Below are 24584 nucleotides of genomic sequence, written 5' to 3'. Positions count from 1 at the left end.
TCTATTTTAGTTCGCATCTAACATCCCTCATAGCGCTACAGAGCTACGCCTTGGTGTTCCAAAGCTGTTATTAATTTGACTGGAAGTCGCCCTACCCGCCATTCATTGAGCAAGTCATCCCTGTAGCTTTTTGGTAGGTCTCGATAGCTATAACCCGCCAACAAAGCTTCACTAACGTCTTTGCGCGATGACTGTTCGTTTATCACCCCTGTTTCCGAATATGCTTTTTTTGTGGTTTGATGCATCTGCTTTACATTGGCCTTAGCTCTAACCCTCACCTCTTCACTAAGCCATGCATACTCAAATCCTTGCCAACCTCGCACCACGCATTCAGACAAACAATCATCAACGCTAACCCCATTTTTGTGTGCCAAGTTTAATTCTGTGGCTAACCGGTTAATCACTGTCTGACTCACCGATAGCTTTTTCTTCTTTCGATACGATACCCAGTCCAATAGCACTTGCTCAGATGGTTGAACAGGCCAGCTTGAAAAATCGAGGGAATTTTTTGCTGTGTTTTTAAATGGTTCTATGACTGGTTCTAATGACTGGTTCTGAGATCCGTTTTTGGGGGTATTCAATGATCCGTTTTTGGGGGTATTCAAAGATCCGTTTTCGGGGGTATTAAAACTTCCATTTTCACCAATACTACCGCTTTTGGGTGTATTAAATTTTTCACCTCTAGAGCCCTTGTGTGACGAGGCCTTCATAGGGGCACTTTCATTAATACCCCCAATTTCGGGCTTATTGATTTTTTCGAAGTTTTCGACACCATTGATCCGATAAACTTTTACTTTTCCCGTGATCCCTTTTCGTCTACCTGTATCAGACAAGTAACCCAGAGTTTCGAGTTTGCGCATATTGGTACCTACTGTCTTTTCGTTAAGTCCTGTATCTTTAACGAGACGCGCAACACTAGGGAAACAACAATGATCCTCATCGGCTCTATCTGCCATTGCGAGTAGTAATAATTTAAGTGAAGATGTTTTTAGCTCTTGTTGCCACGCCCAATCAGTAGCTACCCTGCTCATACACACCCCCGTTTGCTTTTTGTACGTTATATGTCATACTAATCTCCGTTCTTAGATGAAACCCGCTGCGCTCGCCAAAGTACTGCGGGTTTTATTTTTATTTATCTTTAGGCTTTTCTTTTTTACTTTCGCCGTTCTGTCTTTTGCCACTATTACCCACTTTGTGTTCTGAGTATCTGTCATATAAATTGTCAAACATGGCTATGCTTCCTGTTGAGAGTTATTTAGAAGTTCACGCGTAAGATGCTCTTGATTGGTTACTTCATTTTCGAGCCTTTGGCCTATCCACCGCATTACATATACGGGTTTTGAATTGCCGATTGCGTTGTATCGGTGTCCATCAGGGCACTCACTTGAAGGTTTACCTTTCCAAGGGATCTGAGTGTGATTATCTGGTATACCTTGAAGCCGTTCACACTCAATTGGTGTAAGCTTCCTTACGCGATCCGCCATCACACAGCCCTGATTAATTCCGCCAGTGGATGCGCAAATTGGTGGCGCAATGTTGGAAAAGCCCATCCCCTCCTGGTTTGGGTTAAACACTATGACATTTTCTTGTCCATGGTTCCGACCTAGGCAATGAGCTAAATTGGAAATGATAGGATCTTGAGTCCCATGAACTACCATATTGAAGCCATCAGCCCTAGAATAATCATTGCAAGATGTTTGAAGGCAATTAGCTACCTTAGGTATCCATTTATACTCAGAACATGAAAGGACTAAATTTTCTGATCCACCTCCCACATGACCGCCACTTTGCCTCAAAGTGCCGCAACCTTTGCGCCACTTTCCAAAACCACTTTCGGTATATACAGCTTGATAACCCTGCCCAACAGTGCCGCCCATGCCTTGTAAAGTGGGACATACGTTACTAAGGCGAACTTCTCCTTTAGTATTCTGGTGAATTGCAGAAACAAGCCCTGAGCCACGCTGACTAAATAACTCCTGGTCAGACATTGCGATACCACCAGTATTGTGAGATTGGGAAAGCGTTGGATGCGGCTTGTTTACGTCATCCCAGTGGCTTGAACTTCTAGTGCCTGCCTTAGGACTGATGGCAGTGTCTTGTTCCTTCGCTCTGCCCGGTTCAAAATCCCTAAACACGCTTTCGGGCTCAAATAGTATCGGTCCGCGATTGGCCCAGTCTCCAAAATCTGCGACAGCGAACACTCTTCTACGACGCTGCGGTACTCCAAAGTATTGCGCATTAAGCACACACCATTCGACAAGCCCTTTTTTTTCCGACAGCAAAACCGCTTGTTTGCCACTTTTTGCAATCAAAGCTAGCACCTGAGAGTAAGTGGATGATTTCTGCAAAATCATCGCCTCCGTTAGAAGAGAATGCGCCAGTGACGTTTTCCCAAATAGAGAACCTTGTGCCACAGTGCTTTCTACACCAGTCGATGATCTTAACTGCTTGTCTGAATAAGCTACTTCGCTCACCTTTAAAACCCTCTCTTTTTCCAGCAATTGATAAGTCTTGGCAAGGACTGCCAAAAACAACGATGTCTATTTGTCCTAGCGCCTTTATTTGTCGTTCTGTTACTTTCGTTATATCACCAAAGTTCGGTATATCGGGCCACCTATGGGCAAGTACAGCCGATTGGAATTCGCCAAATTCACAGAATGCTGCTGCTTCCCAGCCCATTGGCTCCCAGGCTAACGTGGCTGCTTCGACTCCACTAAACAGGCTTAAATAACGCATTACCTTATTCCTTGTTTCTATTGCTCGCTAATAAGCTGCTGTAAGAGAACTTTCCCCGCTTCAAGCCCATCAACACGACCTAAAAAGTACTCATACTTCGGATCATTTTGTGCTGATTGGCGCATCTCTTTTTCTTCTTCAATTCGGGCGTCTAAGGTTACGAACAACCTTTCCGCAAACTGGTTTTCGCTCATGATTTTCCCTCCCTCGAAAGTTCACATTCCCCAAGACTTAAACAGCCTTCAACAGACTTTAAGAATTCACGCTTTTTTATTTCTGAAGCGTTAAGGTCAATAGATGAAAGTAAACTGCCAACCCTTTTCCCTGACATCTTCACGAGACCAAAACTATCTCCTCGATTTTGAAAATCTAGAAATGGCTTTTTAAGGTCTTCAGGCGTTACTTTGCCTCCAGTAAACTCCTTTATTCTTTCAGTAACATCCTCCGGCACTCGTCGATGTCCGTACGCGTAGCTTCTAACTGTAAAAAACGACTTCCCCAATGAGTCAGCGAGTGCTTCCAAACTACCACCACCGACAGCCCACTGATTTAGATCCACAACAACCACCCAATGTATTATAATATGTATTTTTATAATACATGTTATATTCCGTTTGTCCAAAGTTATTTGTTGATTGAAAAAAAATCTACAGACTGTATTATTATTGTATTAGCAATCCAATTTTAAGTTCAGAGATGGCAGTTAAAGCGTGGGCTAAAGAGGCTCAAGTTATAATGAAAAGAAAAGGGTTAACTCAAAGAGAATTGATCTCTGTATTCGAGGTTAGCTCTCAAGGCGGAGTAAGCCACTATTTTGCTGGAAGATATGACCCATCTAACGAGCAGTTGAGAAAGCTCGCAAATACGCTCGATGTTGATTCAGACCACTTTATTAAATTAGAAGAAAAGATGAGTAGTCAGCTTCGAATCGATCCTAACGTACTGACAGAAGCATTTCAGACGATTGCGCGACACAATGAAATGTCAGAACGAGATATTACTAAATTCTTCAGTGTTTATGAGAAAATGAACCCACAGCAGGTTGCTGAGATATACGATATTTTGATGGCACAAAAAGAAAAAACGGATTTTGATATTCAAAACACTGTACGGAAGTATGCGAAATAGTATCAAGCTGTATAAGTATATTCGGGGGAATACTGTTTTTGTGTAGGTCGAAAAGCTAGGAGGCAGACCAAACAAAATGATGACCTGCACCAAGTATCATTCACCGCTCAGTCTTTTCAAAGTTTCATCTTTTCTTCTGAGAAGAATTGTTTTTTCAACGAGGTTAGTGTTTACATTAGCCGCGATATGGTACTTCAAAGCTTTTTTCTTAATATATAACTCCATATCAACCACATTGTTTTTAGAGCCTGATGATTCAGACTCTTTTGTGCGATCAAATAATTCCTTGAGTGTTGTCACCAATACTACTCCCATAACTAGAGTGCATGATATGACAATGTATGTTTCGAAAGTTTCCATCTAAATACACTTCTTGTCTAACTGATAATTCCTAAGTAATGCTAGAATAATACATAATAAACACAACAAAACAAACACAAAGTTAACAAATTTAATACCTTCTGTATAAATCGAGGCTGTATAGCTTGTAGAAAACAACGTCTTTTCAATTAATCGAGTAATGTGTAAGAACGCTTGAACCCCAAATAAGATAGCAAATACACGCGATACCTTAGAGATAGTTAAATTGAAGCTTTTGTGTATGATTAACACGCTCTTAATTTCAACTATAAAAGTTCCCACGAAGAACAAGTGCCAAATTGCCTTGTATCCTATAGAATCCCCACCTTTTGCGAAACCGTATAGGTAAGGAGTAACTACAGTCATTAGGCAAGAGAAAAGAATGAATACTGTTAATGTCAAACTGTAACTATCAATCCTCTTAAATTTAACCAAGTAGACTCCCCATAGCAGGATATAAGCCAGAGTCGCATGCTCAATTAAATTAAGTAAATGCTGTTCTAACTCTGTAAACATCTAACCTCCCTCTTTTTTGGCCTTTTCAGGCAGCAAGTAAAGAAATTTAAACTGCTGAACTTGAGATGGATCTAATCCTCCTCCCCCTGTTCCACCTTTAACTTTCTTAAGACATTTGCATTTTAATACTGTCAAATTACTGGATTTCATCCTAAGCCTCTAATAAAAAAATTATCGCCCATTGACAACCTGTGCATTACAATACATATTATAATACATATTATCAACCGTGTGATTATCACTTTCGATAGTGACTCTTTAGTTTACATGAACGAAGTAAGGATGACACTGATATTGCTTTCGTGCAGGCCGATTCGTGTATGCCTTAGAAATATGAGGTGAAATTTAGTACATGAAATGCTCCACAACACAATGCACACATTACGAACAAGTGATTGAAGAAATTGCCAGCGAACTAATAGTCGGCAACTCGATTATCGTGGCGAACATTACCTATAAAAAAACAGATGTCGTAGCCGAAATGTACGAGCAAGAAGAAACGGAAGAGCTAATTGCTCGATTGATATTTAGTGATTTAGCCGTACAAGAGCGACTAGATGAAATCAAACAGCAAACAGTTTACGAAATGGCCAAAAAGCTAGCGACAAAACACTTAAACGCAGCATAAAAAAAGGATCGAGAATGCTTTATTTAAAACCCGCAGAAAACAAACAAGCGTATGCGAAGATTGGCATTTATGGCGAGGCTGGCTCTGGTAAAACACGTACAGCCGCAGAAATTGCAATAGGACTTTGGAAAGCATATGACCTTCAAAAGCCTATAGCCATGTTTGATACAGAACCTGCGGCCAGCTACATAATCCCGCTATTTGAACAAGCTGGTATCGAGTTCCTAGTATTTGATGAATCTCGTGCTTTGTCTGACTTAATGGGCTTTTGGGATGAAGCTGAAAAACACTGCTCCATCGTAATCGCTGATTCAATTACACACACATGGAAAGATTGCCAAGATAGCTATTTAGCTAAGCTAAACGAACAACGCAAGAAATCTAATCCAAAAGCAAAGCCAATTTTCCAACTAGAGTTCCATCACTGGAAACCAATTAAAGCTCAATGGGCTGCGTTCACAGATAAATTCTTAAGCTCAAAGATACACGCAATCGTATGTGGTCGCGCTGGCTCAGTATATGAGTATCAAAAGAATGAAGAAACAGGGCGAATGGAACTAATTACCAGTGGCACAAAGATGGCTACCGAAAAAGAAATGGGTTATGAGCCTTCTCTGTTAATTGAAATGGTTAAACACCGAGAAAACGGAAGAATTATCAACCGTGCATTAGTGGAAAAAGACCGTACTGACAGATTAAACGGCCACTGCCTAGATTACCCCAGCTATGATTCTTTCGCTGCTCACTTCGACTTTTTGAACATAGGTGGCCAGCACTTCGACAGCATGGAACAGCGTAATAGTAAACATATCTATGAGAACCAAATTACAGATGATGGGTTTTCATATGAAAAAAGGCAGCGTGAAATTCAGTGCGAAGAAATTAAAGGCTTACTTGTAAAGCATGGCTATGACGGTAATGGCACCGAAGCGAAGAAGTTTAGGCTAGACCTCTTTGAAATGATATTTGGAACACGTAGCTGGACTGCTATCGAATCGATGAGCAGCGCAAAGTTACTAAAAGGTTTTGCCGACTTGAAATCGCTACTAACTCAGGAAGTTGAGCAAAAGTCCGCCTAATTTTCTAAAACAATTCAGCGCTGCGCGCGAACTTGCAAGGAATGAACATGGATAACCTAATCAATACACCAGAAGAGGCTAAAGCAATTGTCGATGCTCGGAATGCTCGTATAAGCAAAGAGCTTCGTAAGCAATGCGAAAACAGAAGGCGACTAGAACAACGTAGAGACGAGCTGGCTTTAGAAAAATCACACAAAGAGGTTTGGGAATAATGGCGCGCGGAGTAAATAAGGTAATTCTAGTTGGGCATTTAGGGCAAGACCCTGAAGTTCGTTACATGCCAAATGGAAATGCCGTGGCAAAAATTAGTCTTGCAACGACTGATAGTTGGAAAGACAAAAATACGGGCCAACAGCAAGAACGAACAGAATGGCACCGCGTGATCCTATTTGGTCGATTAGCAGAGGTTGCTGCGGAATATTTGCATAAAGGTTCCCAAGTTTATATTGAAGGCCGCTTACAAACGCGAAAGTGGACGAATCAAAATGGACAAGATCAATTCACTACTGAAGTTGTCGTGGATATGGGAGGCCAATTACAAATGTTGGGGGGTCGTGGGGAGCAACAAGACAAAGGTCTATATCAAGGTGTACCAAATCAGAGTCAAAGCAGCTACGGCCAGCAACAAGCTGGTTTTACTCAGCAGCAACCAAGAAACCAAAATCAACTAGGTGCTCCAAACAACCCAATGGAGCCCCCTGTGGACTTTGATGATGATATTCCGTTTTGACCCGTACTAAAGAGTATTTGTATATGGAAAATGACTTTTTAAGTATCACTGCTCAGCAGTTGGCGTGGTGCAAAGGAAAAGACGAACCAGATGGTAGCGAGCGAAAAGAAGCACAATCTTTAGTAAACAAATGGAACAAACAGCGTATCGCACTTGGTCTTTTACCTTGGTAAGGCCAAGAATTAGTTAAGCGAAATTTGAGGTTATTATGAGTAATGAAGAAACACATTTAATAGAGATCAAGGAACTAGCAAAGATACTAGATTGTAGTGTCAGTGGTATCAATCTAAAGCTCAAAACTGACGACTATTTTCCCAGGCCTATCCCTAGCAATGGAAGATCGGTTCGCAAGTGGCGACGATGTGACATAGATGAGTATATAGGTCGAAAAAACCCAGCTGAGTGGGATTTACAAAACCTGCCGCCCCAGCTTGTTCAACTGATCAGAATTACAGTAACCGAAGCCGTTGACAGAGGCCTAAACAACTTCCTGAATACCCCGCGCTAGTTGCGGGGCCCGCCAAAAAACACCAAATTAACACAAGAAACACAATCAAGCACATTGAAACACAATCAAAACATATGTAACATAATTACCAACCTCTTCGTGAGTTGCCCTTCTGCGGTGTATTCGCCGTGGTTTGTGTACTTAGAGCTTTGGCTCTTCGAGCACACTTAGTATAATTTTCTCTATGGTATGATGAATTTGACGAGTTGGACTCACGAAGAGGCTTCAAAGGCACTTTCCCGAGTAAGGACAATCGAGGATTTAGCTGCTGCTTTAGGCTGTAGCATGAAACTCTTAACTTTTTTTGCTTTCAGAGCCACAAAAGAGCAAAAATATAAATCTTTCACAATTTCAAAAAGAAATGGTAGTGAAAGGCTAATCGTCGCACCAAAACCAAAATTAAAAAATATTCAAGCCAAATTAAGTGTTCTACTTGAAGAGTACTACTTACCTCGAAAAGCTGTACATGGTTACATAAAAAAGAAAAGTATAGTAACAAATGCTAGAACACACGTTAATCAAAAATGGCTAGGAAAAGTAGATATATCCGATTACTTCGGTTCAATCAGCACAAACAGAATTGTCGGACTCCTCTGTTCTGCCCCATTTTATTTACCACTTAAAGTCTCCGCAACCATAGCGTTAATAGTTACAACTAATGGCTCGTTACCACTTGGTTCGCCTTGCTCTCCAATGCTGTCGAACATAATAACCAGGCGATTAGACAAAAAGTTAAGTGACCTTGCTCGAAAGTACAAATGTTATTACTCCCGATATGCAGATGATGTGTTTTTTTCAACTAATAGAACACACTTCCCTTCTGAATTGCTATACAACACTGATGAAAACGCATCCAAAGTTGGTGCTGAACTGGAACAAGTCTTTTTACAAGAAGGCTTCTTGATTAATAAAGACAAGACCTCGCTAAAAAATAAGTCCCAAAGACAATTGGTAACGGGGATAGTAGTAAACGAAGGTTTAAATGTACCTAGAGAGTACGTCAGAACATTAAGGGCAATGCTCTATTCATGGGAAAAGCATGGGTTAAAAGGAGCTGAAGCCCATTGGCTAAAGCACTATAAGAACCATAATCGAACAAAGAACAACGATACCCCAAAGTTTTCTTGGGTAGTTAGAGGTAAGTTAAATCATATTGCTGCGGTACGCGGGGTAAACGATGAGCTGTATCTAAAATACGCAAAGTGGCTGGCCAGAATCGATAGTAACTTTAAAGTTGATCCAAAAGCTATAGCGGCTAACATCGCTAGTGAAATTCATGTATATGTTGAAGGAAAAACCGACGCTGTCCACTTGAGAGCTGCTCTATCACACTTCCATAGCGTTGGAAAATTCTCATCACTAAAAATTAAGCTTATAAATGAAGAGAATGCACAAGGTGATTCAAAGTTAAAAGAAACCTGCACCATCTTAAGCCAAACAAACCAACCTTATTTAACAATATGTTTGTTCGATGCCGATGACCCTAAAATAGTAAGGAGTATGAAGGGCTCTGCTTTACCATATAAAGACCACGGTAATAACGTGTTTTCAGTTGTTATCCCTAACCCTGACTTTAGAACCGACGAAAAAATATGTATTGAGCATTTGTATAAAGACTCAGATTTAAAACGATACACACATGATGGACTAAGGCTTTATCTAGCCGATGAGTTCGATCCGAAATATGGATTTCACAAACACGAAGAAAAACTTGTGAAGTTAAATCCAACCAAAAAAACGTTGATTGTAGACGAAAATGTTCTAAACACAGAGATAAAAGTCAACGTGGCATTGGCAAAATCAAAATTTGCCGAATTGATAGAATCTCAAGTAGAGCCTTTCAATCAAGTTTCTTTTATTGGATTTGAACCTTTACTAGAAATTTTTGAAAAATTGCATAGTGACTACTTACAGTAAGCATTCCTTCAATTTTTACCCAAAAATATCATTAAGCTTTAACGCAAGCTCATCGTTTAATTGTGACTCTTTTTCACTCACAAGCGCATTAGGGTCTTTTTTAACTTCATCTAGAATATCTTGCCAACGCTCGATCCATTCTTTTTTGAGATGAAACAGATCACCGAATTCGTAGTTTTTACCAACTCCTTTAGTTAAAGTCTGATTACGTATTGCCCTCAGTATCTCACTTGGGCACCCGCGTTCTTGCAGGTGTGTAGAAATAGTCTTTCTAAAAATCTTCGGTGTGAATTTAAGCCACGATTGAAGCACTTGAACATTCTTAGAAAAATGATCACGTTCTACCTGGGTATGTGGTTTACCAATTTCGTGAAACAAATACATATCTTTATCTAGCGTACCGTAGTGACTTTTCAGAGTTCCAAGGTAATCAAGAAGCAATGAAACGACATTTTCAGGTAAGTGAGTCCAAGCCTTTTTGCGGTTTTTTATAGATTCAGGTGGGTGCTCAATACGCATTTTTTGAAAGTTAACCCAGCCGATTTTAACCCTGCTCCACTCTTCAGACCTTACCCCGACACGAAGCATCAACGTTATAAGTACTTTTAACCAATCGTCACAGTCTTGCTTGTCTAATTCATTTAAGAGCTTGTGAAGGTCAGCACTTTCTAAATAGGATTCATCGGGCGAGCCTTGGATGCTTGCTAAAATAGCCTTACGACCAAATAGCGGGTTAGAAGAAACTATGTCCTTTTCTACTGCATAACTGAACAACCTTCGCATTACTTTATGAACAGCTTCAGCAGCTCCCGGTTTTCCCTGTATGTTTGCAAGGTCTAATATAAACTCGTCCCATTCCCTTGGCGCAATTGATCGCATATCACGACCATTCCAGTTGGGCAGAATATACTGGTTGTAGCTTAACTCATAGTTTCTCAATGCGCGCTTTGTACCGCCCGTCATTGCCCAATCTTCTTTGAATTGAGCAAATACCTGATTAACCGATGAAGTCTTTGTAAAACCCTCAATAAGCGACTGTGCGTTTATTTTCCTGATCTTTTCCTGAAGTTTATCTACTTGAGGGTCTATTCCCTTAAGTAGCTGCGCCGTTATTCTGTTGTGTTCAATTTGAATGTCGCCAATGTCCACATCAGGGTAATTACCCAAGGATATAACTGTTCGCTGATCTGAGTTTGGTTTCTGATAACGAAACCGCCAATTGAAAACTGTATTTGATAGCCTATCAACGTCATCCAGTTGGCTTGGGTTTATTTTGCTAGAGGTCCACTTCAAGTAAAGTTGTAAACCCGGATAACCGCCAAAGGTAACCGTCAGGTTTCGCTTGTTATTTGGAATACGTAATTTTGATATTGCTGTAGTTGATAAGTGTATCTTTGGCATAATTGGTAGTCTCCACCATCCTTGCATATATACTAGTATGTGCTCTCTACCAAATTTGTCTACCATTTTGTGTTTTTCGATAGGTACAAAAAAATCCCGATGAATTTTGCAACTCATCGGGATTTCTCGTAACTGCTTATTCTACATAAGAATTTCAGTTAAAATAGGTTGGTGCGGATGGGGGGACTTGAACCCCCACGGCCGAAGCCACCACCCCCTCAAGATGGCGTGTCTACCAATTCCACCACATCCGCATTTTTCCGGCATTTTACCTGATTGAGGAATCAAGTTACCGAGTAACTTAAGGCTACTAATCTTAAATTAGTTTGGTACGTCTGAAGAATTTGTTTCGTCAGATGAAGCTGGAACGTCTGTTGCAGCTGGTGCTACCGTTGCCGCTGGCGCTTCTAGGTTTTCCCACTCGTCAGTTTTTTTAATCTGACCAGTTGTTAAATTACCTAAAACGATGCTCAAAACAAAAAACACAGTTGCTAAGATAGTTGTGGTTTTTGTCATAAAGTTGCCAGCGCCTGATGAGCCGAATACCGTTGCTGATGCACCTGCACCAAACGATGAGCCCATATCAGCACCTTTACCTTGCTGAACTAACACCATTCCAATCAGTGCTAATGCAACAATTAAGTAAATAACTAATAATATTTCGTACATTTAAACGTTCCCTTGTGCACTATTGCAGATACTAATAAAAGCATCTTTATCTAGACTCGCGCCGCCGATTAGACCGCCATCGATGTCTTCTTGTGCAAATAATAATTCACTATTTTTTTCATTCACACTGCCACCATATAAGATGCGCAATGTGCTCGCGACCTGCTCATCATACTGACTAAGCATATCGCGTATAAACTTGTGTACTGTTTGAGCTTGCTCTGGCGTTGCTGTTTTACCAGTCCCGATTGCCCAAACGGGTTCGTATGCTATCACAGAATTATTTAAAGCTGCTAGACCTAATTTACCAATCACCGCATTTATTTGCTCTGCGACTACTTGCTCAGTTTGCTCAGCTTCACGTTCGGCTTCTGTCTCGCCTACACACAGTACAGGTGTTAAGCCCTGCTGCTGTGCCATTGCAAATTTGTTTGCAACCTGTTCGTTTGTTTCACCAAACAGGTTTCGTCTTTCAGAGTGCCCTACTAGGCTATACTTTGCACCTAGCTCAGATGCTAACTTTGCCTGAATTTCGCCTGTATAAGCGCCAGACTCATGCTCTGAAACTGTTTGCACTCCAGAATTGACCCCTGTTTTAGCTACTTCTTTAAGTAACATGGCAGGAGGAAAAACAATCACATCTAGTTGTGCATAACTATGCTTTTTGACTTCGTCACAGATTTTCTCAACCAGTTTCAATGAACCGTTCATTTTCCAGTTACCTGCAACAATTGGCTTACGCTGCGCCATACGATACTCCGCATCAGAAAGCGGGTGAGATACTAACTTGCCTCACCCTGATTTACAAGAAATAAAATTAAAAAACAGATTAATTGCTCACAGATTCAACAACTTCAGCGATTTTAGTGGCAAAATCGATGACTTGTTTCTCTTGTTCTGCTTCAACCATTACTCTGATCACCGGTTCCGTGCCTGATTTTCTCAATAGCACTCTTCCTTTACCTGCAAGTTGCTGCTCTACATCGACAACAACCTGCTTCACTATTTCCTGTTCTGTCGGATCATCGTCAGTGCTATATCGCACATTGATCATTTTCATTGGATATTTGGTAAATCCACTGCCTAAATCTTGCAATGTCTTGTTTTGTGACACCATAGCAGCAAGCACTTGTAAACTTGACACAATGCCATCACCAGTACAAATCAAGTCAAGGTTTAACACATGCCCTGAGCTCTCACCACCTATAGTCCAGCCATTTTCTGTTAGTAACTCCATAACATAGCGATCGCCTACTTTACTTCGCGCAAACTCAATGCCTTTTGCTTTTAGCGCATTCTCAAGCCCCATGTTGGACATAACAGTACCGACTATACCGCCGTTTAAGGTCCCTTTAGCTTGTGCAAGACATGCAATGATGTAAACAATGTCATCGCCATCAAATACATGCCCTTTATGATCAACCATCATCACACGATCACCATCGCCATCATAGGCAATACCAACATCCGCCTGATGTTCAAGAACTTGGCGTTTTAGTGAATCTACGTGCGTTGCACCACACTCATGGTTGATATTGACACCATTTGGTTCACACGCATGGCAAATCACCGTAGCACCTAGCTCACGCATCACAGCTGGCGCAATATGGTAAGTCGCTCCATTGGCGCAATCTAAAACTATTTTGACCCCCTCAAGAGACAACTCTTTAGGGAATTGGCTTTTACAAAATTCAATATATCGACCGTCAGCATTTTCTAAACGACGTGCCTTGCCCAACTTTTCAGAGCTAACACATGTCATTTCTTCATCCATCATAGCTTCAATTTCAAGTTCTACGCTATCTGCTAACTTCAAGCCGTTACCGCTGAAGAACTTTATACCATTATCATGATACGGGTTATGAGAGGCACTGATCACGATACCTGCTTCAGCTCTAAAAGTTTGTGTAAGATAAGCCACCGCAGGGGTTGGCATTGGACCAAGCAGCACAACATCTATACCTGCAGCAATCAGCCCCGCTTCTAAAGAAGTTTCCAAAAGGTAACCTGATATGCGTGTATCTTTACCGATAATTACTTTTTTGGTACCAGTTTTAGATAAAACTTTACCAGCCGCCCAGCCTAATTTCAGTGCAAACTCAGGGGTAATAGGATATTGTCCAACTAACCCTCTCACTCCGTCAGTCCCGAAATATTTTCTCGTTGTCATATGGTTACTCCATGTGTTGCCGCGTACCATACATCTAGCACATCAGCAGTTTGTTGAACGTCATGCACGCGTATAATATTTGCCCCTTGCTGTGCACACAGCAAGGCACCGGCAAGGCTTGCGGCAAGTCGTTCGTCAGTTTGTCTATTTAATAAGTGCCCAAACATCGATTTTCTTGAAAGCCCTGCCAAAAGCGGTAAACCGATGGATTTGAATGCCTCAAATTTCCCCAGTAACTCAAAATTGTGCACTAACGTTTTGCCAAATCCGAATCCGGGGTCAAGAATGATACGCTCGTTTGCGATGTTATGCGTTTGGCATGCTAACAAACGTTCGCTGAAAAATGCCTTAATATCATCAATAACATCCGCATAACTTGGATCGTTTTGCATTGTTCTTGGCTGCCCCTGCATATGCATCAAACAAACAGCAACTTCAGGGTATTTTGCAACCACTTCTAATGCTCCAGGCTCTTGCAAAGCACGAACATCATTGATGATGTCTGCGCCAGCAACAATCGCCTGTTCCATCACCACCGCTTTACTCGTATCGATAGAGATAATACAGTCCGATTTTGCGCGAATTGCTTCTATAACCGGAATCACTCTATTGAGTTCTTCTTCGCAAGTCACATCCGGCGCGCCTGGGCGAGTGGACTCCCCACCGATGTCTAAAATCGTCGCGCCTTGCTCAAGAAGAGATAGAGCTTGATTGACAGCGTTGTCCAATTCATAAAACGAACCACCATCTGAGAATGAATCAGGAGTGACATTCACTATGCCCATCACTTGAGTTTTTGTGAGGTTTAACTTCCTACCTCGGGGTAAACAAATTGTCGTCATTATTACCTTACTCAGTTTAGAGTAATGCTCGCCACCTCAGACTAGTGCTTCAGTAACCAACCAAGCGTAACAAAGGGATGCACGCCAAAATATAATTATTCTAAAGGTATGAAAAAGCCCCGTCTCAGCGGGGCTTTGAAATTATAGACTATTTTAACCGTTATTCAGGTCTATCATCAAGCTCAGATGGGCCTTGTGGCTTCTCTGGTGCTTTATCTTCGCTTTTTTCAGCGACTTTTTCCTGCTTTGGCTCTTTATTGTCCGGTTTTCTGTCATGTGCATCACGTGGTGGACGAACTTCAGTACGCTCCATTAGGTCATCAATTTGACCTGCATCGATGGTCTCATACTTCATCAGTGCGTCTTTCATGCTGTGCAGAATATCCATATTATCTTTTAAAATTTGCTCTGCGCGCTGATAATTTCGCGCAATGAAATCTTTAATTTCTGAGTCGATCAGCTTTGCAGTTTCGTCTGACATACCAGTCGTACGATGAGAACCACCACCCATGTACATCTCGCCTTGCTCTTCGAGGTACATCTGTGGACCGAGCTTACTACTTAAGCCCCACTGCATAACCATTTTCTTGGCAATATCAGTCGCACGCTCAATATCGTTACTTGCACCGGTTGTAACTTTATCTTCACCATATATCAATGCTTCAGCAATACGGCCACCATATAGGCTCGAAAGCATTGACTCTAAATGTTCCTTGGAGTGACTTACGCGATCTTGCTCTGGTAAATACATAGTCACACCTAGCGCTCTACCACGAGGAATGATGGACACTTTATATACAGGGTCATGTTCAGGTACTAAGCGGCCGACAATAGCATGACCTGCTTCATGATAAGCTGTCATCTCTTTCTCGTGCTCGCTCATAACCATAGACTTACGCTCAGCGCCCATCATGATTTTATCCTTTGCAGCATCAAACTCTGCCATGCTTACTTTACGCTTATTACCACGAGCAGCAAATAAAGCAGCTTCATTGACTAAGTTTGCTAAGTCAGCACCAGAAAAACCAGGCGTACCACGTGCAATAACTGACGCTTCAACATTGTCATCTAACGGCACTTTGCGCATGTGTACATTAAGAATTTGTTCACGACCACGAATGTCCGGAAGACCAACTACAACCTGACGGTCAAAACGACCAGGGCGTAGAAGCGCTGGGTCAAGTACGTCTGGACGGTTAGTCGCAGCAATCACGATAATACCTTCATTGCCTTCAAAACCATCCATTTCTACAAGCATTTGGTTAAGTGTTTGCTCACGCTCATCGTGACCACCACCCATACCAGCGCCACGCTTACGACCTACGGCATCAATTTCATCAATAAAGATAATACAAGGTGCTGCTTTTTTAGCTTGTTCGAACATATCGCGCACACGAGATGCACCCACACCGACAAACATTTCAACAAAGTCAGAACCCGAAATGGTAAAAAATGGAACTTTTGCTTCACCAGCAACGGCTTTAGCAAGTAATGTTTTACCCGTACCAGGAGGACCAACCATAAGCACGCCTTTTGGAATGCTACCCCCAAGCTTTTGGAATTTTGATGGATCACGCAAAAAGTCAACGAGCTCAGTAACATCTTCTTTCGCTTCGTCACAGCCTGCTACATCGGCGAACGTCGTTTTCACTTGATCTTCGCTCATTAGGCGTGCTTTGCTCTTGCCAAACGACATGGCACCTTTGCCGCCACCGCCTTGCATCTGACGCATAAAGAAGATCCACACACCAATAAGCAATAACATTGGGAACCAAGAGATGAAAATGTTCGCCAAAAATGATTGTTCTTCTGGCGCAACACCTTTAACGTTTACGTCGTTTTTCAACAAATCATTGATTAGGTCTTCATCATACATTGGCATGATAGTTTGGAAACGTTCACCGTTGCCTTTCATACCAGTGATAGTCCCAGTTGAGCGGTCAATATTGACATCCCTAACGGCACCACTGCGCACTTCTTTGACAAACTGCGTGTAACTTGTTTGGCGATCTATGTGATCACCACTATTGAAGCTCTGAAAAACAGTCATTAGCACGACAGCTATAACTAACCAGAGTATTAAATTCTTCGCCATATCGCTCAAGGAGTTAACCTCTTGTATCCAAAATTATTTAAATTCAACTTTAATGCTTTCCAACTGTACTACAGTTTGTAACCCGTCGCCACTATATATACCTCACGAGAACGTGGTCTCGACGCTTTTGGCTTTCTAATTTTAACAACGTTAAAACAATTACGTACTTCTTGCACAAACTGATCAAAACCTTCGCCTTGGAAAACTTTAACCGCAAACGCGCCGTTCTTACCAAGCACTTGATGACACATATCCAGTGCTAATTCTACCAAATACATACTTCCTGCTTGGTCCGTTGACATATTGCCACTCATGTTAGGTGCCATATCAGAAAAAACAACATCAATGTTTTTCCCACCAATACGTTCGAGTAACGCATTTAACACCGCTTCTTCCCTAAAGTCACCTTGTAAGAAATCAACACCAGCTAGCGAGTCCATAGGCAGAATATCACACGCAATAACTTGTCCATTTTCACCAACTTGTTCAGCTAAATACTGCGACCAACTGCCTGGAGCGGCCCCCAAATCAACCACACTCATGCCTGGTTTAATGAGCTTATCTTTTTGCTGAATTTCTTCGAGTTTAAAAATTGCGCGTGAACGAAAACCGCGTTTTTGTGCCTCATGAACATAAGGGTCATCCACATGTTCCTTTAACCAGCGTTTTGAGCTCGCTGAATGCTTTTTATTTGCCATATTAACTGCAACTCATTAGTAATATTCTTTAGATGGCGGTAGAATATGAGAATTCAAGCCTACATAGTGTAAATTGTAACAATATGACTTTATCAAATAAACAAAAGCAGTACCTAAAAGGACTAGCACACCCACTAAAACCGGTTGTTTTACTCGGTGCAAATGGTCTAACTGAAGGTGTCTTAGTTGAAATTGCTCATTCTCTAGACATTCACGAGCTTATCAAGGTAAAGGTACCAACCAATGATCGTGAAACCAAGCAATTAATTTTTGATGCCATCGTCAGAGAAACGGGTGCTCATAAGGTACAAACGATTGGCCATACCATCGTTTTATACCGCCAAAGCGAAGAGAAGAAAATCCAGCTTCCTCGCCAATAAGTTCGTTAAGCGTCATTGTTTGCTTGCAATGACGCATCTCTATACATCTCAATTACGTGTGAAATAAAATCCGTTGTTAGCTGATTTATCAAGCCGCTCTCGGCATTGAGCAATAAGCTAAAGCCAATATTCAATGCGGGTATGACCACAACATCTGTCCGATAACCCTGTACCCAACCACTGTGGTACATTAAAAACTCTCCATCGTAGTCGTAAATGCGCCACCCTAGCCCATAGTGTGCTTCATTAACATGTTTGCGCCAAATCCGTCGTCTCAGCTCTCTTTTTGTATGAGTGTAAGGTCGACTTTGTAAAGTCAGTGCATCCAATGACAATATATCAGGGTACATGCCGAGTTGCGCTTTTAACCACTGTGCCATGTCTTGAGCACTCGCATTGATACCCGCAGCTGGGGCAACCTTATAGTAATGTGGTTTTAATTTGGCGGTATGCCAGCGTTTTCTTCCCAAAACGTGGGGGTGAGCGTAATTATTATCTTTCGTCATACTTTCAATACCAACCCCGCCGTCTTCCATTCGCAGCGGAACGAAAATTGATTCTGTGATCCAGCGCTCGTAAGTCATTCCCGTTGCTTGATAAATCACGTCGGAGATCAAACTAAACATGGCATTTTGATAGCCATAACACCGCCCTGGCTCACAAATTTTCTCAACTTTAACTAAACGCTCAACAATTTGCTCATACGGCATTCGTGATTCTATTAAGTTGTCATACGCGTTTGGTACCAAACCACTAGAGTGACTCAGCAAATGGTAAATTTTTAACCTCTGATAATCAGTACCTTGCAAAAAAGGCAAGTAATGACTTACAGACTCATCTAAAGAAAAGCGCTCTTCACTTGCCAGTTTTGCCGTTAAAGAGCCTGCAAATGTTTTTGAAACTGATGCCAAACGAAATCTTGTGTGCTCATTGACCGCGCGCCCTTTGCGCACTTTAGTCTGCCCATAGCCTTTTACTAGATCGCCAAAATCTCCATGAACAATGCTTAATGCTGCCCCAGGAATTGATTTTTCTTTTAGTTTGCCTTCGACTTGCTTAGAATAGCTGTTCAAAAATTGGTGCCACTGCTGTTTTGCCTCTTCCGATGCATTTGCTTTAACAGTCAACAGCCAAAATACAACAAGAACTAGATACTTCATAATCATCCATTAAACTCGAGTCAAAGAGAGTTTATCATGAAGTTAACTTTTGTTTGTATCACCAATTAAGACTTTAACTGCAATTTGAGGTACTTGGATGCGTTTTTTGCTTATTTCCACCATTGTGGCTTTGTCTTTTGGTTGCTCACTTACACCAAAAATGGCGCCAAAACTCAATGTGCCCCCCAAGCCAATACTAAGTAAGGAAGTTTACCAGCTTAGCTATAGCACAGAGCTAGATTCTGCGCGTATCAAGTCTGTTCAGCTGCCCGCTCACCCTATTAAAAAGAACAATACGGTGCGTATTGTTGCCGATAAAGTCGCCATGACTGATACTCTTAAGTCTTACATTGAAAGCGCATTAAAGAAACAAGGCTTAAAAATAGTTACTAAAACAAAAGCTGATTATGTTCTTAATATACATGAGCTTGATCTCACCTTTGGTCCCAATAAAACTTATGTGCTCAACAAGCCAAAAACAACGCACCCGCTTTATCAGTTGTTGACTCAAAAAGCTTCTAGTTATCAATGTAGTAATATTATTGCGAGCGTCAGTATGAGACTAACGCATGTCGCGTCTTCAGATGTGATTTGGTTTGCCAAATCTTCAACAGACAGCGCAAGCTTTCAAGGGATACCACTACAATTTAGTTATACCAAAGAGCAAAAAATTACCAACGAACACGAAGTAATCGCTTTTGTTGTCGAGCAAAACACTGAGCAAGCCCGAGTAGCTCGCACTCAAACTCCTGTGCAAATGCCAAATTATCAGGTTAAAGATGAAATAAGCGAACCGAAGAAAACAGCTGGTGCTTGTTCAGAAACTGAAGTGAGTGCATTGAGCAGTGTGATGCACCAGCAACTTGCGACAACATTAATAGATAAAATCAACGTGTTATAGAAAAACAATTTCTTACAGTTCTACACGATAAAATCCCTATAATGTTCACTTGGTTTAATCTTGGTGAACATTATGCTTCGTGTTGTCTTGTCATTTTTAGTCATTTGCTTTTGCACTGCCAATAACGCATCTGCGAGCAACCGCTTATACGCGGACAACACTCTAGAGCCTAGCGAAGAATTTAATTATGACTGGAGCTTAGGCTCTGGCCTCATTTTGGAAGATCCATTTCTGATTGGTACTAAAAGATACCAAAATGCGGTTGAATGGTTGAATATCAATTTTAGAGCCTCATATGGCAACGCTTATATCGACATTGACCGAAGTCAATTGAGCGGTGGTTTTATTGTCGGTATGAGCCTAATCGATAAGTACGACTGGGGATTAGATATAGTTATCACTCAAGCACAACAAGGATTTGGTGACAAAGGGTTTGACCTATATCACTCAGATCAAATCCCCGAACTCAAGGGGATAGCCGAGCGTGGTTATGATCTTAACTCAGGCCTTCGTATGACTCGAAGATTTGGCGATGAACAAGTCTCTTTAGAATTTTTACAAGATGTCAGCAGCACTCACAACGGCTGGATCATAAACTACTATTACTCCAAAATCATCCCGTGGCAGAATTGGGAATTTAGAGCCGCCATTGGCCTTAATGTCTATTCTGATGATTTTGTTGACTACTATTTTGGCATCAACAGCAATGAAGCGACAGCAACTCGACCCGTCTATCAACCAGGCAGTGCCTACAGCGTCGTTTTAGAGTTTCATGGTGAATATCCAATCAACGAAAACTGGGTTTTCTTGTGTGGCTGGATGTCAACCCAGTTTTCTAGCGACATTTATCACAGCCCAATAGTGGCACAAAACCACCATCATAAAGCTAAGCTAGGTGTACGCTATGTTTTTTGATAGTACACATTTTCATTCAATCTGTATCATTTTGAATGAAAGCATTATAAGTTGAATAATTCGTGACAGTGGTGTGTTAGTGGGGCAAACTCAGGAACAGATTGTAGAGTTTAACTAATCGCCAGATTTATGCAGGTATTGGAGGTTATAGGAATGGATAATTACGGCACTATCTTACTCGTTGAGGACGATGAATCACTCGCAAAATGGGTAGCTGATTACTTGGACAACCAAGGCTATACCACGCACGTATGTGAACGTGGTGATAAAGTCGTTGCTATGGTTAAATCATTAAATCCAGATATCGTTTTATTAGATGTGATGCTACCAGGACAAGATGGAATAAGCGTTTGTCGTGAGCTTCGCCAATTTTACAACCAACCTATTATTATGCTTACCGCAAGAGACGAAGAAATGGACGAAGTCATAGGCCTTGAGGTAGGTGCAAGCGATTACGTTATCAAACCCGTTAGACCACGTGCACTACTAGCGAGGATCAAGGCAATGTTACGCGCGTCCGCAGAGACTAAGCAAGTCGAAGACGTCAATGACAAGTCAATTCAAGTTGGGAACCTTTGCATAGATACGCAAGCACGTAAGGTATTACTCCAAGGTGAAGAAGTGAATATTTCAAGCGCTGAATACCTGTTATTACACTTCCTCGCAACAAATGCTGGTGAAGTTGTTTCGCGTGATGCTGTATTTAAGGCAACAAAAGGCCGTGAATACGACGGCTTAGATCGCAGTGTCGATGTGCTGATATCTGCTTTACGCAAAAAGTTTAATGATGATCCTCAGCACCCAGAAAAAATTAAAACAATTTGGGGCAAAGGCTATTTAATGGTGCCAAGCGCTTGGTGATGGGTGGCCTGTGAGAAAGCTGTACATCTATTTACTCACGAGCGCATTAGTCTCTATCGTTGTACTTGGTTGGCTGATTGACATTTTTAGTGAACATACTCTAGATACTGAGGACAACTTTGGTTGGCAAAGTACGCTAGCAAGCGGTGTAGCAAAACAAGCAGCTAAACAACCAATAGATGCAAGAACACCATTTATTAGTGCAATCGCCCTAGATTATGAACTGGCTATTAGCTATAAACCAGGGAACACACTCGCCGTTCCTAGTGAGCTAAAAGCACAAATGCTGACCAAAAATGGTTTGATCCTAGAAGATCAGGCCGGATTTTATTTATTGAAAACCAATCAAGCACTGCTACCCGACTATTTAGAACTGCGTCTAGAAAAGCCACCTGAATTACAAGACAATGATGCTGTTCTCACCCTGCTTTTTTATGCAGGTGTATGTACCTTCATGTGGTTTATATTAGCGCCACTGGCAAAACGTCTGTCGATTCTGACCGACGCTGCCAAACAATTTGCAAACGGGGACTTAAGTACCAGAATTGAAACCAATCAGTTTACCTACATTAAAGATGTAGAGTTAACTTTCAATCGAATGGCCAGCCAAATTGAAAAGCTATTGGCTGAAAACAAATTGATGGCTTCCAGTTTATCTCATGACATTAGGACACCGGTTGCTTGTTTGCGATTTGGATTGGACGCAGCGCTCGAGGAACAAGACATCAATAAGGTCTATGGTATTTTGGAACGTATGGAAAAAGACCTAGATCAAATGGAAGGTATGCTCTCAAGTTATCTGTCTTTTGCCACACTTGAGCAAAAAGCACACTTACTCAAATTTGAATCTGCATCGGCGGAGCCCTATTTTGAATCGCTTGTAGAACAAGTCACACCGAAGTTTAAAAATGCACAACTGCTGCTTTCACTGGACGTTGAAACAAACTTGGTGATACATGCGGACCTTCATTGGCTTGCTCGAGCCGTTACTAATCTGTTGACGAACGCCAGTGACTTCGCGAAGAGTCAGGTTTTTGTTCATGTGGAAAGAGATGTAAAACACATATATATCCACATTGAAGACGATGGCCCAGGGATTGCACCACAAAACTGGCACAAAGTGTTTAGCCCATTTTATCAAGAGCAAACTCACCGAAACCGAGCAGGCAAAAGCTATGGATTAGGACTGGCGATTGTTGCAAAAGTTGTCGATTGGCACCATGGTATTGCCAATGTCTCTCAATCTGAACGTTTAGGCGGTGCGAAATTCACCATTACTTTACCTTGTAAAGATAGCTGAGCAGCGTAAAGTAATAACCACACATAGACACTGCTGATATGGTAATTAGCTGAAATACAATGGGTTCTAGAGAAGAATTAAAAATACGCAGTGGCGTGCAGGTATTACAGGCATAAAATTGCAAAAAAGTTGTGCTAGATCATGGCTTTTCTAGTTCAATTTACTCTTTTTATTTCGAGCTAATTACAGTAGATTGTCAGCCGCATTAAAAAAATAAGAGAAGTATAAATAATATGAGTAGCGTGCGCGGAGAATTTAGTTCTCGCTTTGGATTTATTATGGCAGCAGCTGGGTCAGCTGTTGGCTTAGGTAACATTTGGGGATTTCCAACCCAAACTGCTAGTAATGGCGGAGCTGCTTTCGTGCTCGCCTATCTGGTGCTGGCATTTTGTTTAGCTTACCCTGCACTCATGGCAGAGCTTATTATTGGTCGTCATGGTCAAGCAAATGCCGTTTCATCATTGCAAAAGCTATCAACAAACCCTCTAAATAAGCGCTTTGCGTTTATTGTAGGGTTTGGGGGCATTATCTGCGCAGGACTTATCTTGAGCTTTTACGCCATCGTTGCTGGCTGGATGTTCAGCGCGACCCTAGAGCCAATCGCTGAATTGACGAACTTAGCAAGTACATCACAATGGCTAAATCAGCAGTCTTTAGCTCGTGACCTTATCTTTACCGCGTTGTTTGTTATGTTGACGATTTCAATTATCAGCAAAGGGGTTGAAAACGGCATCGAGAAATGGTCGAAAAGACTCATGCCTGCGTTATTAGGCATTCTATTTTTATTGATAGCTTACGTACTAATGCAAGATGGAGCCAGTGAAGGCCTAAAAGCCTATTTAGTTCCAGACTTCTCATCAATTTTAGACCCAGAGCTCTTAGTCAGCGCACTTGGTCAAGCTTTCTTCTCCCTTTCACTAGGTACCAGTGTGATGATCATTTATGGTTCATACATTAGCAAGCAGGAAAATCTTGTTTCATTGGGCGCTTACGTAACTTTAATTGATGTGTTTATCGCTTTTGTTGCAGGTTTACTCATCATTCCAGCCATGTATGTTGCTCAAGCGCAAGGCGTAGAAATATTCAGTGCAAGCGGCCAGTTGCTTTCGGAAGACACCCTTGTTTTTCAAGTGTTACCTGCGCTATTTGATAGTATGGGAACTGTTGGGTTATTTGTTGGTTTTGCATTTTTCGCTCTGATGAGTATCGCAGCACTCACCTCATCTATTTCAATGTTAGAAGCACCAGTGTCATATGCAGTAGAGCGTTTCGCCCTATCACGCGTGCAAGCGACTTGGATCATCGGCGGGATTATTTCTTTCGTAAGCTTCACCATTATTTTTAATTTTTCTAGTTTATTTGGCTTTGTTGTCAGCCTCACAACTCAATTTGGCCAGCCTCTTATTGGCATGTTGTGCTGTATATTTGTCGGTTGGATCTGGCAGCGTAATGGGTTACTCAACGAAATTAAAAATGGCTGCCCAGATGCACAAAGTGGATTGTTTTGGAAGATCTGGCCTTGGTATATTAAGTTTATTTGCCCGTTAGCCATTGCATTAGTGTTTATACACTCGCTGTAAAGTAAACAAA

The 24584-nt window shown here is 41.5% G+C and carries 27 protein-coding genes and 1 tRNA gene; 13 read left to right on the top strand and 15 right to left on the bottom strand.

Features of this window, described 5'->3' with window-relative positions; translation table 11 throughout:
• Positions 1-35 precede the first annotated feature (35 nt).
• From ACW689_RS01475 to ACW689_RS01455, 5 genes are all read right to left on the bottom strand, one after another.
• Complete coding sequence (locus ACW689_RS01475; RefSeq protein WP_476287861.1) at positions 36-1031, bottom strand: helix-turn-helix domain-containing protein; 996 nt, start codon at positions 1029-1031, stop codon at positions 36-38.
• A gap of 201 nt (positions 1032-1232) precedes the next feature.
• Positions 1233-2312 (bottom strand): DNA cytosine methyltransferase, encoded by a 1080-nt coding sequence (locus tag ACW689_RS01470; RefSeq protein ID WP_476287859.1) that lies wholly within the window; start codon positions 2310-2312, stop codon positions 1233-1235.
• On the bottom strand, positions 2239-2736 hold the full coding sequence (locus tag ACW689_RS01465; RefSeq protein WP_476287857.1) for a DNA cytosine methyltransferase: 498 nt from the start codon (positions 2734-2736) through the stop codon (positions 2239-2241). The genes ACW689_RS01470 and ACW689_RS01465 overlap by 74 nt, the downstream gene beginning before the upstream one ends.
• Before the next feature lie 17 nt (positions 2737-2753).
• Positions 2754-2930 carry a hypothetical protein gene (locus ACW689_RS01460; protein WP_476287855.1) on the bottom strand — a complete coding sequence of 59 codons (177 nt, stop codon included), beginning with the start codon at positions 2928-2930 and terminating at the stop codon, positions 2754-2756.
• Positions 2927-3295, bottom strand: coding sequence for a hypothetical protein (locus ACW689_RS01455; RefSeq protein WP_476287853.1), 369 nt, complete (start codon positions 3293-3295; stop codon positions 2927-2929). The genes ACW689_RS01460 and ACW689_RS01455 overlap by 4 nt, the downstream gene beginning before the upstream one ends.
• A 176-nt stretch (positions 3296-3471) precedes the next feature.
• Between ACW689_RS01455 and ACW689_RS01450 the strand changes: the two genes are divergently transcribed.
• Positions 3472-3864 carry a helix-turn-helix domain-containing protein gene (locus tag ACW689_RS01450; protein ID WP_476287851.1) on the top strand — a complete coding sequence of 131 codons (393 nt, stop codon included), beginning with the start codon at positions 3472-3474 and terminating at the stop codon, positions 3862-3864.
• A gap of 96 nt (positions 3865-3960) precedes the next feature.
• Here the strand turns inward: ACW689_RS01450 and ACW689_RS01445 are convergent, their stop codons facing one another.
• On the bottom strand, positions 3961-4164 hold the full coding sequence (locus ACW689_RS01445; RefSeq protein WP_476287849.1) for a hypothetical protein: 204 nt from the start codon (positions 4162-4164) through the stop codon (positions 3961-3963).
• A gap of 928 nt (positions 4165-5092) precedes the next feature.
• Between ACW689_RS01445 and ACW689_RS01440 the strand changes: the two genes are divergently transcribed.
• The 6 genes from ACW689_RS01440 to ACW689_RS01415 all read left to right on the top strand — a co-directional run bounded on the left by ACW689_RS01440 (position 5093) and on the right by ACW689_RS01415 (position 9602).
• Positions 5093-5368 (top strand): hypothetical protein, encoded by a 276-nt coding sequence (locus tag ACW689_RS01440; protein WP_476287847.1) that lies wholly within the window; start codon positions 5093-5095, stop codon positions 5366-5368.
• 14 nt (positions 5369-5382) lie between these two features.
• Positions 5383-6447: an AAA family ATPase gene (locus ACW689_RS01435; protein ID WP_476287845.1), complete on the top strand. Its 1065-nt coding sequence runs from the start codon at positions 5383-5385 to the stop codon at positions 6445-6447.
• A 47-nt stretch (positions 6448-6494) separates the two neighbouring features.
• Positions 6495-6659 (top strand): hypothetical protein, encoded by a 165-nt coding sequence (locus ACW689_RS01430; protein ID WP_476287843.1) that lies wholly within the window; start codon positions 6495-6497, stop codon positions 6657-6659.
• Positions 6659-7177 carry a single-stranded DNA-binding protein gene (gene ssb, locus ACW689_RS01425; protein ID WP_476287841.1) on the top strand — a complete coding sequence of 173 codons (519 nt, stop codon included), beginning with the start codon at positions 6659-6661 and terminating at the stop codon, positions 7175-7177. The genes ACW689_RS01430 and ssb overlap by 1 nt, the downstream gene beginning before the upstream one ends.
• 23 nt (positions 7178-7200) lie before the next feature.
• On the top strand, positions 7201-7350 hold the full coding sequence (locus ACW689_RS01420; protein ID WP_476287839.1) for a hypothetical protein: 150 nt from the start codon (positions 7201-7203) through the stop codon (positions 7348-7350).
• A 533-nt stretch (positions 7351-7883) separates the two neighbouring features.
• Positions 7884-9602, top strand: coding sequence for a reverse transcriptase domain-containing protein (locus tag ACW689_RS01415; protein WP_476287837.1), 1719 nt, complete (start codon positions 7884-7886; stop codon positions 9600-9602).
• Between the two features lie 15 nt (positions 9603-9617).
• Here the strand turns inward: ACW689_RS01415 and ACW689_RS01410 are convergent, their stop codons facing one another.
• The 8 genes from ACW689_RS01410 to rlmE form a co-directional block, all read right to left on the bottom strand.
• Entirely contained in the window at positions 9618-11120 is a 1503-nt protein-coding gene (locus ACW689_RS01410; protein WP_476287835.1) for a tyrosine-type recombinase/integrase, read from the bottom strand.
• A gap of 52 nt (positions 11121-11172) precedes the next feature.
• Positions 11173-11257: transfer RNA gene (locus tag ACW689_RS01405), tRNA-Leu, on the bottom strand.
• Positions 11258-11324: 67 nt separating this feature from the next.
• Positions 11325-11672: a preprotein translocase subunit SecG gene (secG, locus tag ACW689_RS01400; RefSeq protein ID WP_476287833.1), complete on the bottom strand. Its 348-nt coding sequence runs from the start codon at positions 11670-11672 to the stop codon at positions 11325-11327.
• Complete coding sequence (tpiA, locus tag ACW689_RS01395; RefSeq protein WP_476287831.1) at positions 11673-12422, bottom strand: triose-phosphate isomerase; 750 nt, start codon at positions 12420-12422, stop codon at positions 11673-11675. It abuts the gene before it with no gap.
• A 79-nt stretch (positions 12423-12501) separates the two neighbouring features.
• A complete protein-coding gene (gene glmM / locus ACW689_RS01390; RefSeq protein WP_476287829.1) occupies positions 12502-13842 on the bottom strand; it encodes a phosphoglucosamine mutase in 1341 nt (446 codons plus the stop codon).
• A complete protein-coding gene (gene folP, locus ACW689_RS01385; protein WP_476287827.1) occupies positions 13839-14684 on the bottom strand; it encodes a dihydropteroate synthase in 846 nt (281 codons plus the stop codon). Before folP ends, glmM begins: the two co-directional genes overlap by 4 nt.
• A gap of 160 nt (positions 14685-14844) precedes the next feature.
• Positions 14845-16779: an ATP-dependent zinc metalloprotease FtsH gene (gene ftsH / locus ACW689_RS01380; protein WP_476287825.1), complete on the bottom strand. Its 1935-nt coding sequence runs from the start codon at positions 16777-16779 to the stop codon at positions 14845-14847.
• A gap of 68 nt (positions 16780-16847) precedes the next feature.
• Positions 16848-17477, bottom strand: a complete 630-nt coding sequence (gene rlmE / locus ACW689_RS01375) for a 23S rRNA (uridine(2552)-2'-O)-methyltransferase RlmE (RefSeq protein ID WP_476287824.1) — start codon at positions 17475-17477, stop codon at positions 16848-16850.
• Between the two features lie 83 nt (positions 17478-17560).
• Here rlmE and yhbY point away from each other — a divergent pair, with 83 nt between their 5' ends.
• Positions 17561-17857, top strand: coding sequence for a ribosome assembly RNA-binding protein YhbY (yhbY, locus tag ACW689_RS01370; RefSeq protein WP_476287823.1), 297 nt, complete (start codon positions 17561-17563; stop codon positions 17855-17857).
• Between the two features lie 5 nt (positions 17858-17862).
• On the opposite strand, the gene ACW689_RS01365 is transcribed toward yhbY, so the two are convergent.
• Positions 17863-19017, bottom strand: a complete 1155-nt coding sequence (locus tag ACW689_RS01365; protein WP_476287821.1) for a serine hydrolase domain-containing protein — start codon at positions 19015-19017, stop codon at positions 17863-17865.
• 97 nt (positions 19018-19114) lie between these two features.
• On the opposite strand from ACW689_RS01365, the gene ACW689_RS01360 reads away from it, so the two are divergent.
• The 5 genes from ACW689_RS01360 to ACW689_RS01340 all read left to right on the top strand — a co-directional run bounded on the left by ACW689_RS01360 (position 19115) and on the right by ACW689_RS01340 (position 24574).
• Positions 19115-19918: a hypothetical protein gene (locus ACW689_RS01360; protein WP_476287819.1), complete on the top strand. Its 804-nt coding sequence runs from the start codon at positions 19115-19117 to the stop codon at positions 19916-19918.
• A 72-nt stretch (positions 19919-19990) separates the two neighbouring features.
• Positions 19991-20833 (top strand): MipA/OmpV family protein, encoded by an 843-nt coding sequence (locus ACW689_RS01355; RefSeq protein WP_476287817.1) that lies wholly within the window; start codon positions 19991-19993, stop codon positions 20831-20833.
• A gap of 153 nt (positions 20834-20986) precedes the next feature.
• Positions 20987-21694 (top strand): response regulator, encoded by a 708-nt coding sequence (locus ACW689_RS01350; RefSeq protein WP_476287815.1) that lies wholly within the window; start codon positions 20987-20989, stop codon positions 21692-21694.
• A gap of 10 nt (positions 21695-21704) precedes the next feature.
• Positions 21705-22994, top strand: coding sequence for an ATP-binding protein (locus tag ACW689_RS01345; protein ID WP_476287813.1), 1290 nt, complete (start codon positions 21705-21707; stop codon positions 22992-22994).
• A 233-nt stretch (positions 22995-23227) separates the two neighbouring features.
• Positions 23228-24574 (top strand): sodium-dependent transporter, encoded by a 1347-nt coding sequence (locus ACW689_RS01340; protein ID WP_476287811.1) that lies wholly within the window; start codon positions 23228-23230, stop codon positions 24572-24574.
• The last annotated feature ends 10 nt before the right edge of the window (positions 24575-24584 follow it).

It is taken from the genome of Pseudoalteromonas sp. ABE4_541, assembly GCF_056312285.1.
This window is presented reverse-complemented; position numbering and strand designations above follow the sequence as displayed.

Excerpts from the sequence above, each read along its gene's own strand:
- ACW689_RS01475 (WP_476287861.1), bottom strand. The coding sequence starts at position 1,031 with ATGAGCAGGGTAGCTACTGATTGGGCGTGGCAACAAGAGCTAAAAACA.
- ACW689_RS01465 (WP_476287857.1), bottom strand. The coding sequence starts at position 2,736 with ATGCGTTATTTAAGCCTGTTTAGTGGAGTCGAAGCAGCCACGTTAGCC.
- ACW689_RS01460 (WP_476287855.1), bottom strand. The coding sequence starts at position 2,930 with ATGAGCGAAAACCAGTTTGCGGAAAGGTTGTTCGTAACCTTAGACGCC.
- ACW689_RS01450 (WP_476287851.1), top strand. The coding sequence starts at position 3,472 with ATGAAAAGAAAAGGGTTAACTCAAAGAGAATTGATCTCTGTATTCGAG.
- ACW689_RS01440 (WP_476287847.1), top strand. The coding sequence starts at position 5,093 with ATGAAATGCTCCACAACACAATGCACACATTACGAACAAGTGATTGAA.
- ACW689_RS01435 (WP_476287845.1), top strand. The coding sequence starts at position 5,383 with ATGCTTTATTTAAAACCCGCAGAAAACAAACAAGCGTATGCGAAGATT.
- ACW689_RS01430 (WP_476287843.1), top strand. The coding sequence starts at position 6,495 with ATGGATAACCTAATCAATACACCAGAAGAGGCTAAAGCAATTGTCGAT.
- ssb (WP_476287841.1), top strand. The coding sequence starts at position 6,659 with ATGGCGCGCGGAGTAAATAAGGTAATTCTAGTTGGGCATTTAGGGCAA.
- ACW689_RS01420 (WP_476287839.1), top strand. The coding sequence starts at position 7,201 with ATGGAAAATGACTTTTTAAGTATCACTGCTCAGCAGTTGGCGTGGTGC.
- ACW689_RS01410 (WP_476287835.1), bottom strand. The coding sequence starts at position 11,120 with ATGAGTTGCAAAATTCATCGGGATTTTTTTGTACCTATCGAAAAACAC.
- secG (WP_476287833.1), bottom strand. The coding sequence starts at position 11,672 with ATGTACGAAATATTATTAGTTATTTACTTAATTGTTGCATTAGCACTG.
- tpiA (WP_476287831.1), bottom strand. The coding sequence starts at position 12,422 with ATGGCGCAGCGTAAGCCAATTGTTGCAGGTAACTGGAAAATGAACGGT.
- glmM (WP_476287829.1), bottom strand. The coding sequence starts at position 13,842 with ATGACAACGAGAAAATATTTCGGGACTGACGGAGTGAGAGGGTTAGTT.
- folP (WP_476287827.1), bottom strand. The coding sequence starts at position 14,684 with ATGACGACAATTTGTTTACCCCGAGGTAGGAAGTTAAACCTCACAAAA.
- ftsH (WP_476287825.1), bottom strand. The coding sequence starts at position 16,779 with ATGGCGAAGAATTTAATACTCTGGTTAGTTATAGCTGTCGTGCTAATG.
- rlmE (WP_476287824.1), bottom strand. The coding sequence starts at position 17,477 with ATGGCAAATAAAAAGCATTCAGCGAGCTCAAAACGCTGGTTAAAGGAA.
- yhbY (WP_476287823.1), top strand. The coding sequence starts at position 17,561 with ATGACTTTATCAAATAAACAAAAGCAGTACCTAAAAGGACTAGCACAC.
- ACW689_RS01365 (WP_476287821.1), bottom strand. The coding sequence starts at position 19,017 with ATGAAGTATCTAGTTCTTGTTGTATTTTGGCTGTTGACTGTTAAAGCA.
- ACW689_RS01360 (WP_476287819.1), top strand. The coding sequence starts at position 19,115 with ATGCGTTTTTTGCTTATTTCCACCATTGTGGCTTTGTCTTTTGGTTGC.
- ACW689_RS01355 (WP_476287817.1), top strand. The coding sequence starts at position 19,991 with ATGCTTCGTGTTGTCTTGTCATTTTTAGTCATTTGCTTTTGCACTGCC.
- ACW689_RS01350 (WP_476287815.1), top strand. The coding sequence starts at position 20,987 with ATGGATAATTACGGCACTATCTTACTCGTTGAGGACGATGAATCACTC.
- ACW689_RS01340 (WP_476287811.1), top strand. The coding sequence starts at position 23,228 with ATGAGTAGCGTGCGCGGAGAATTTAGTTCTCGCTTTGGATTTATTATG.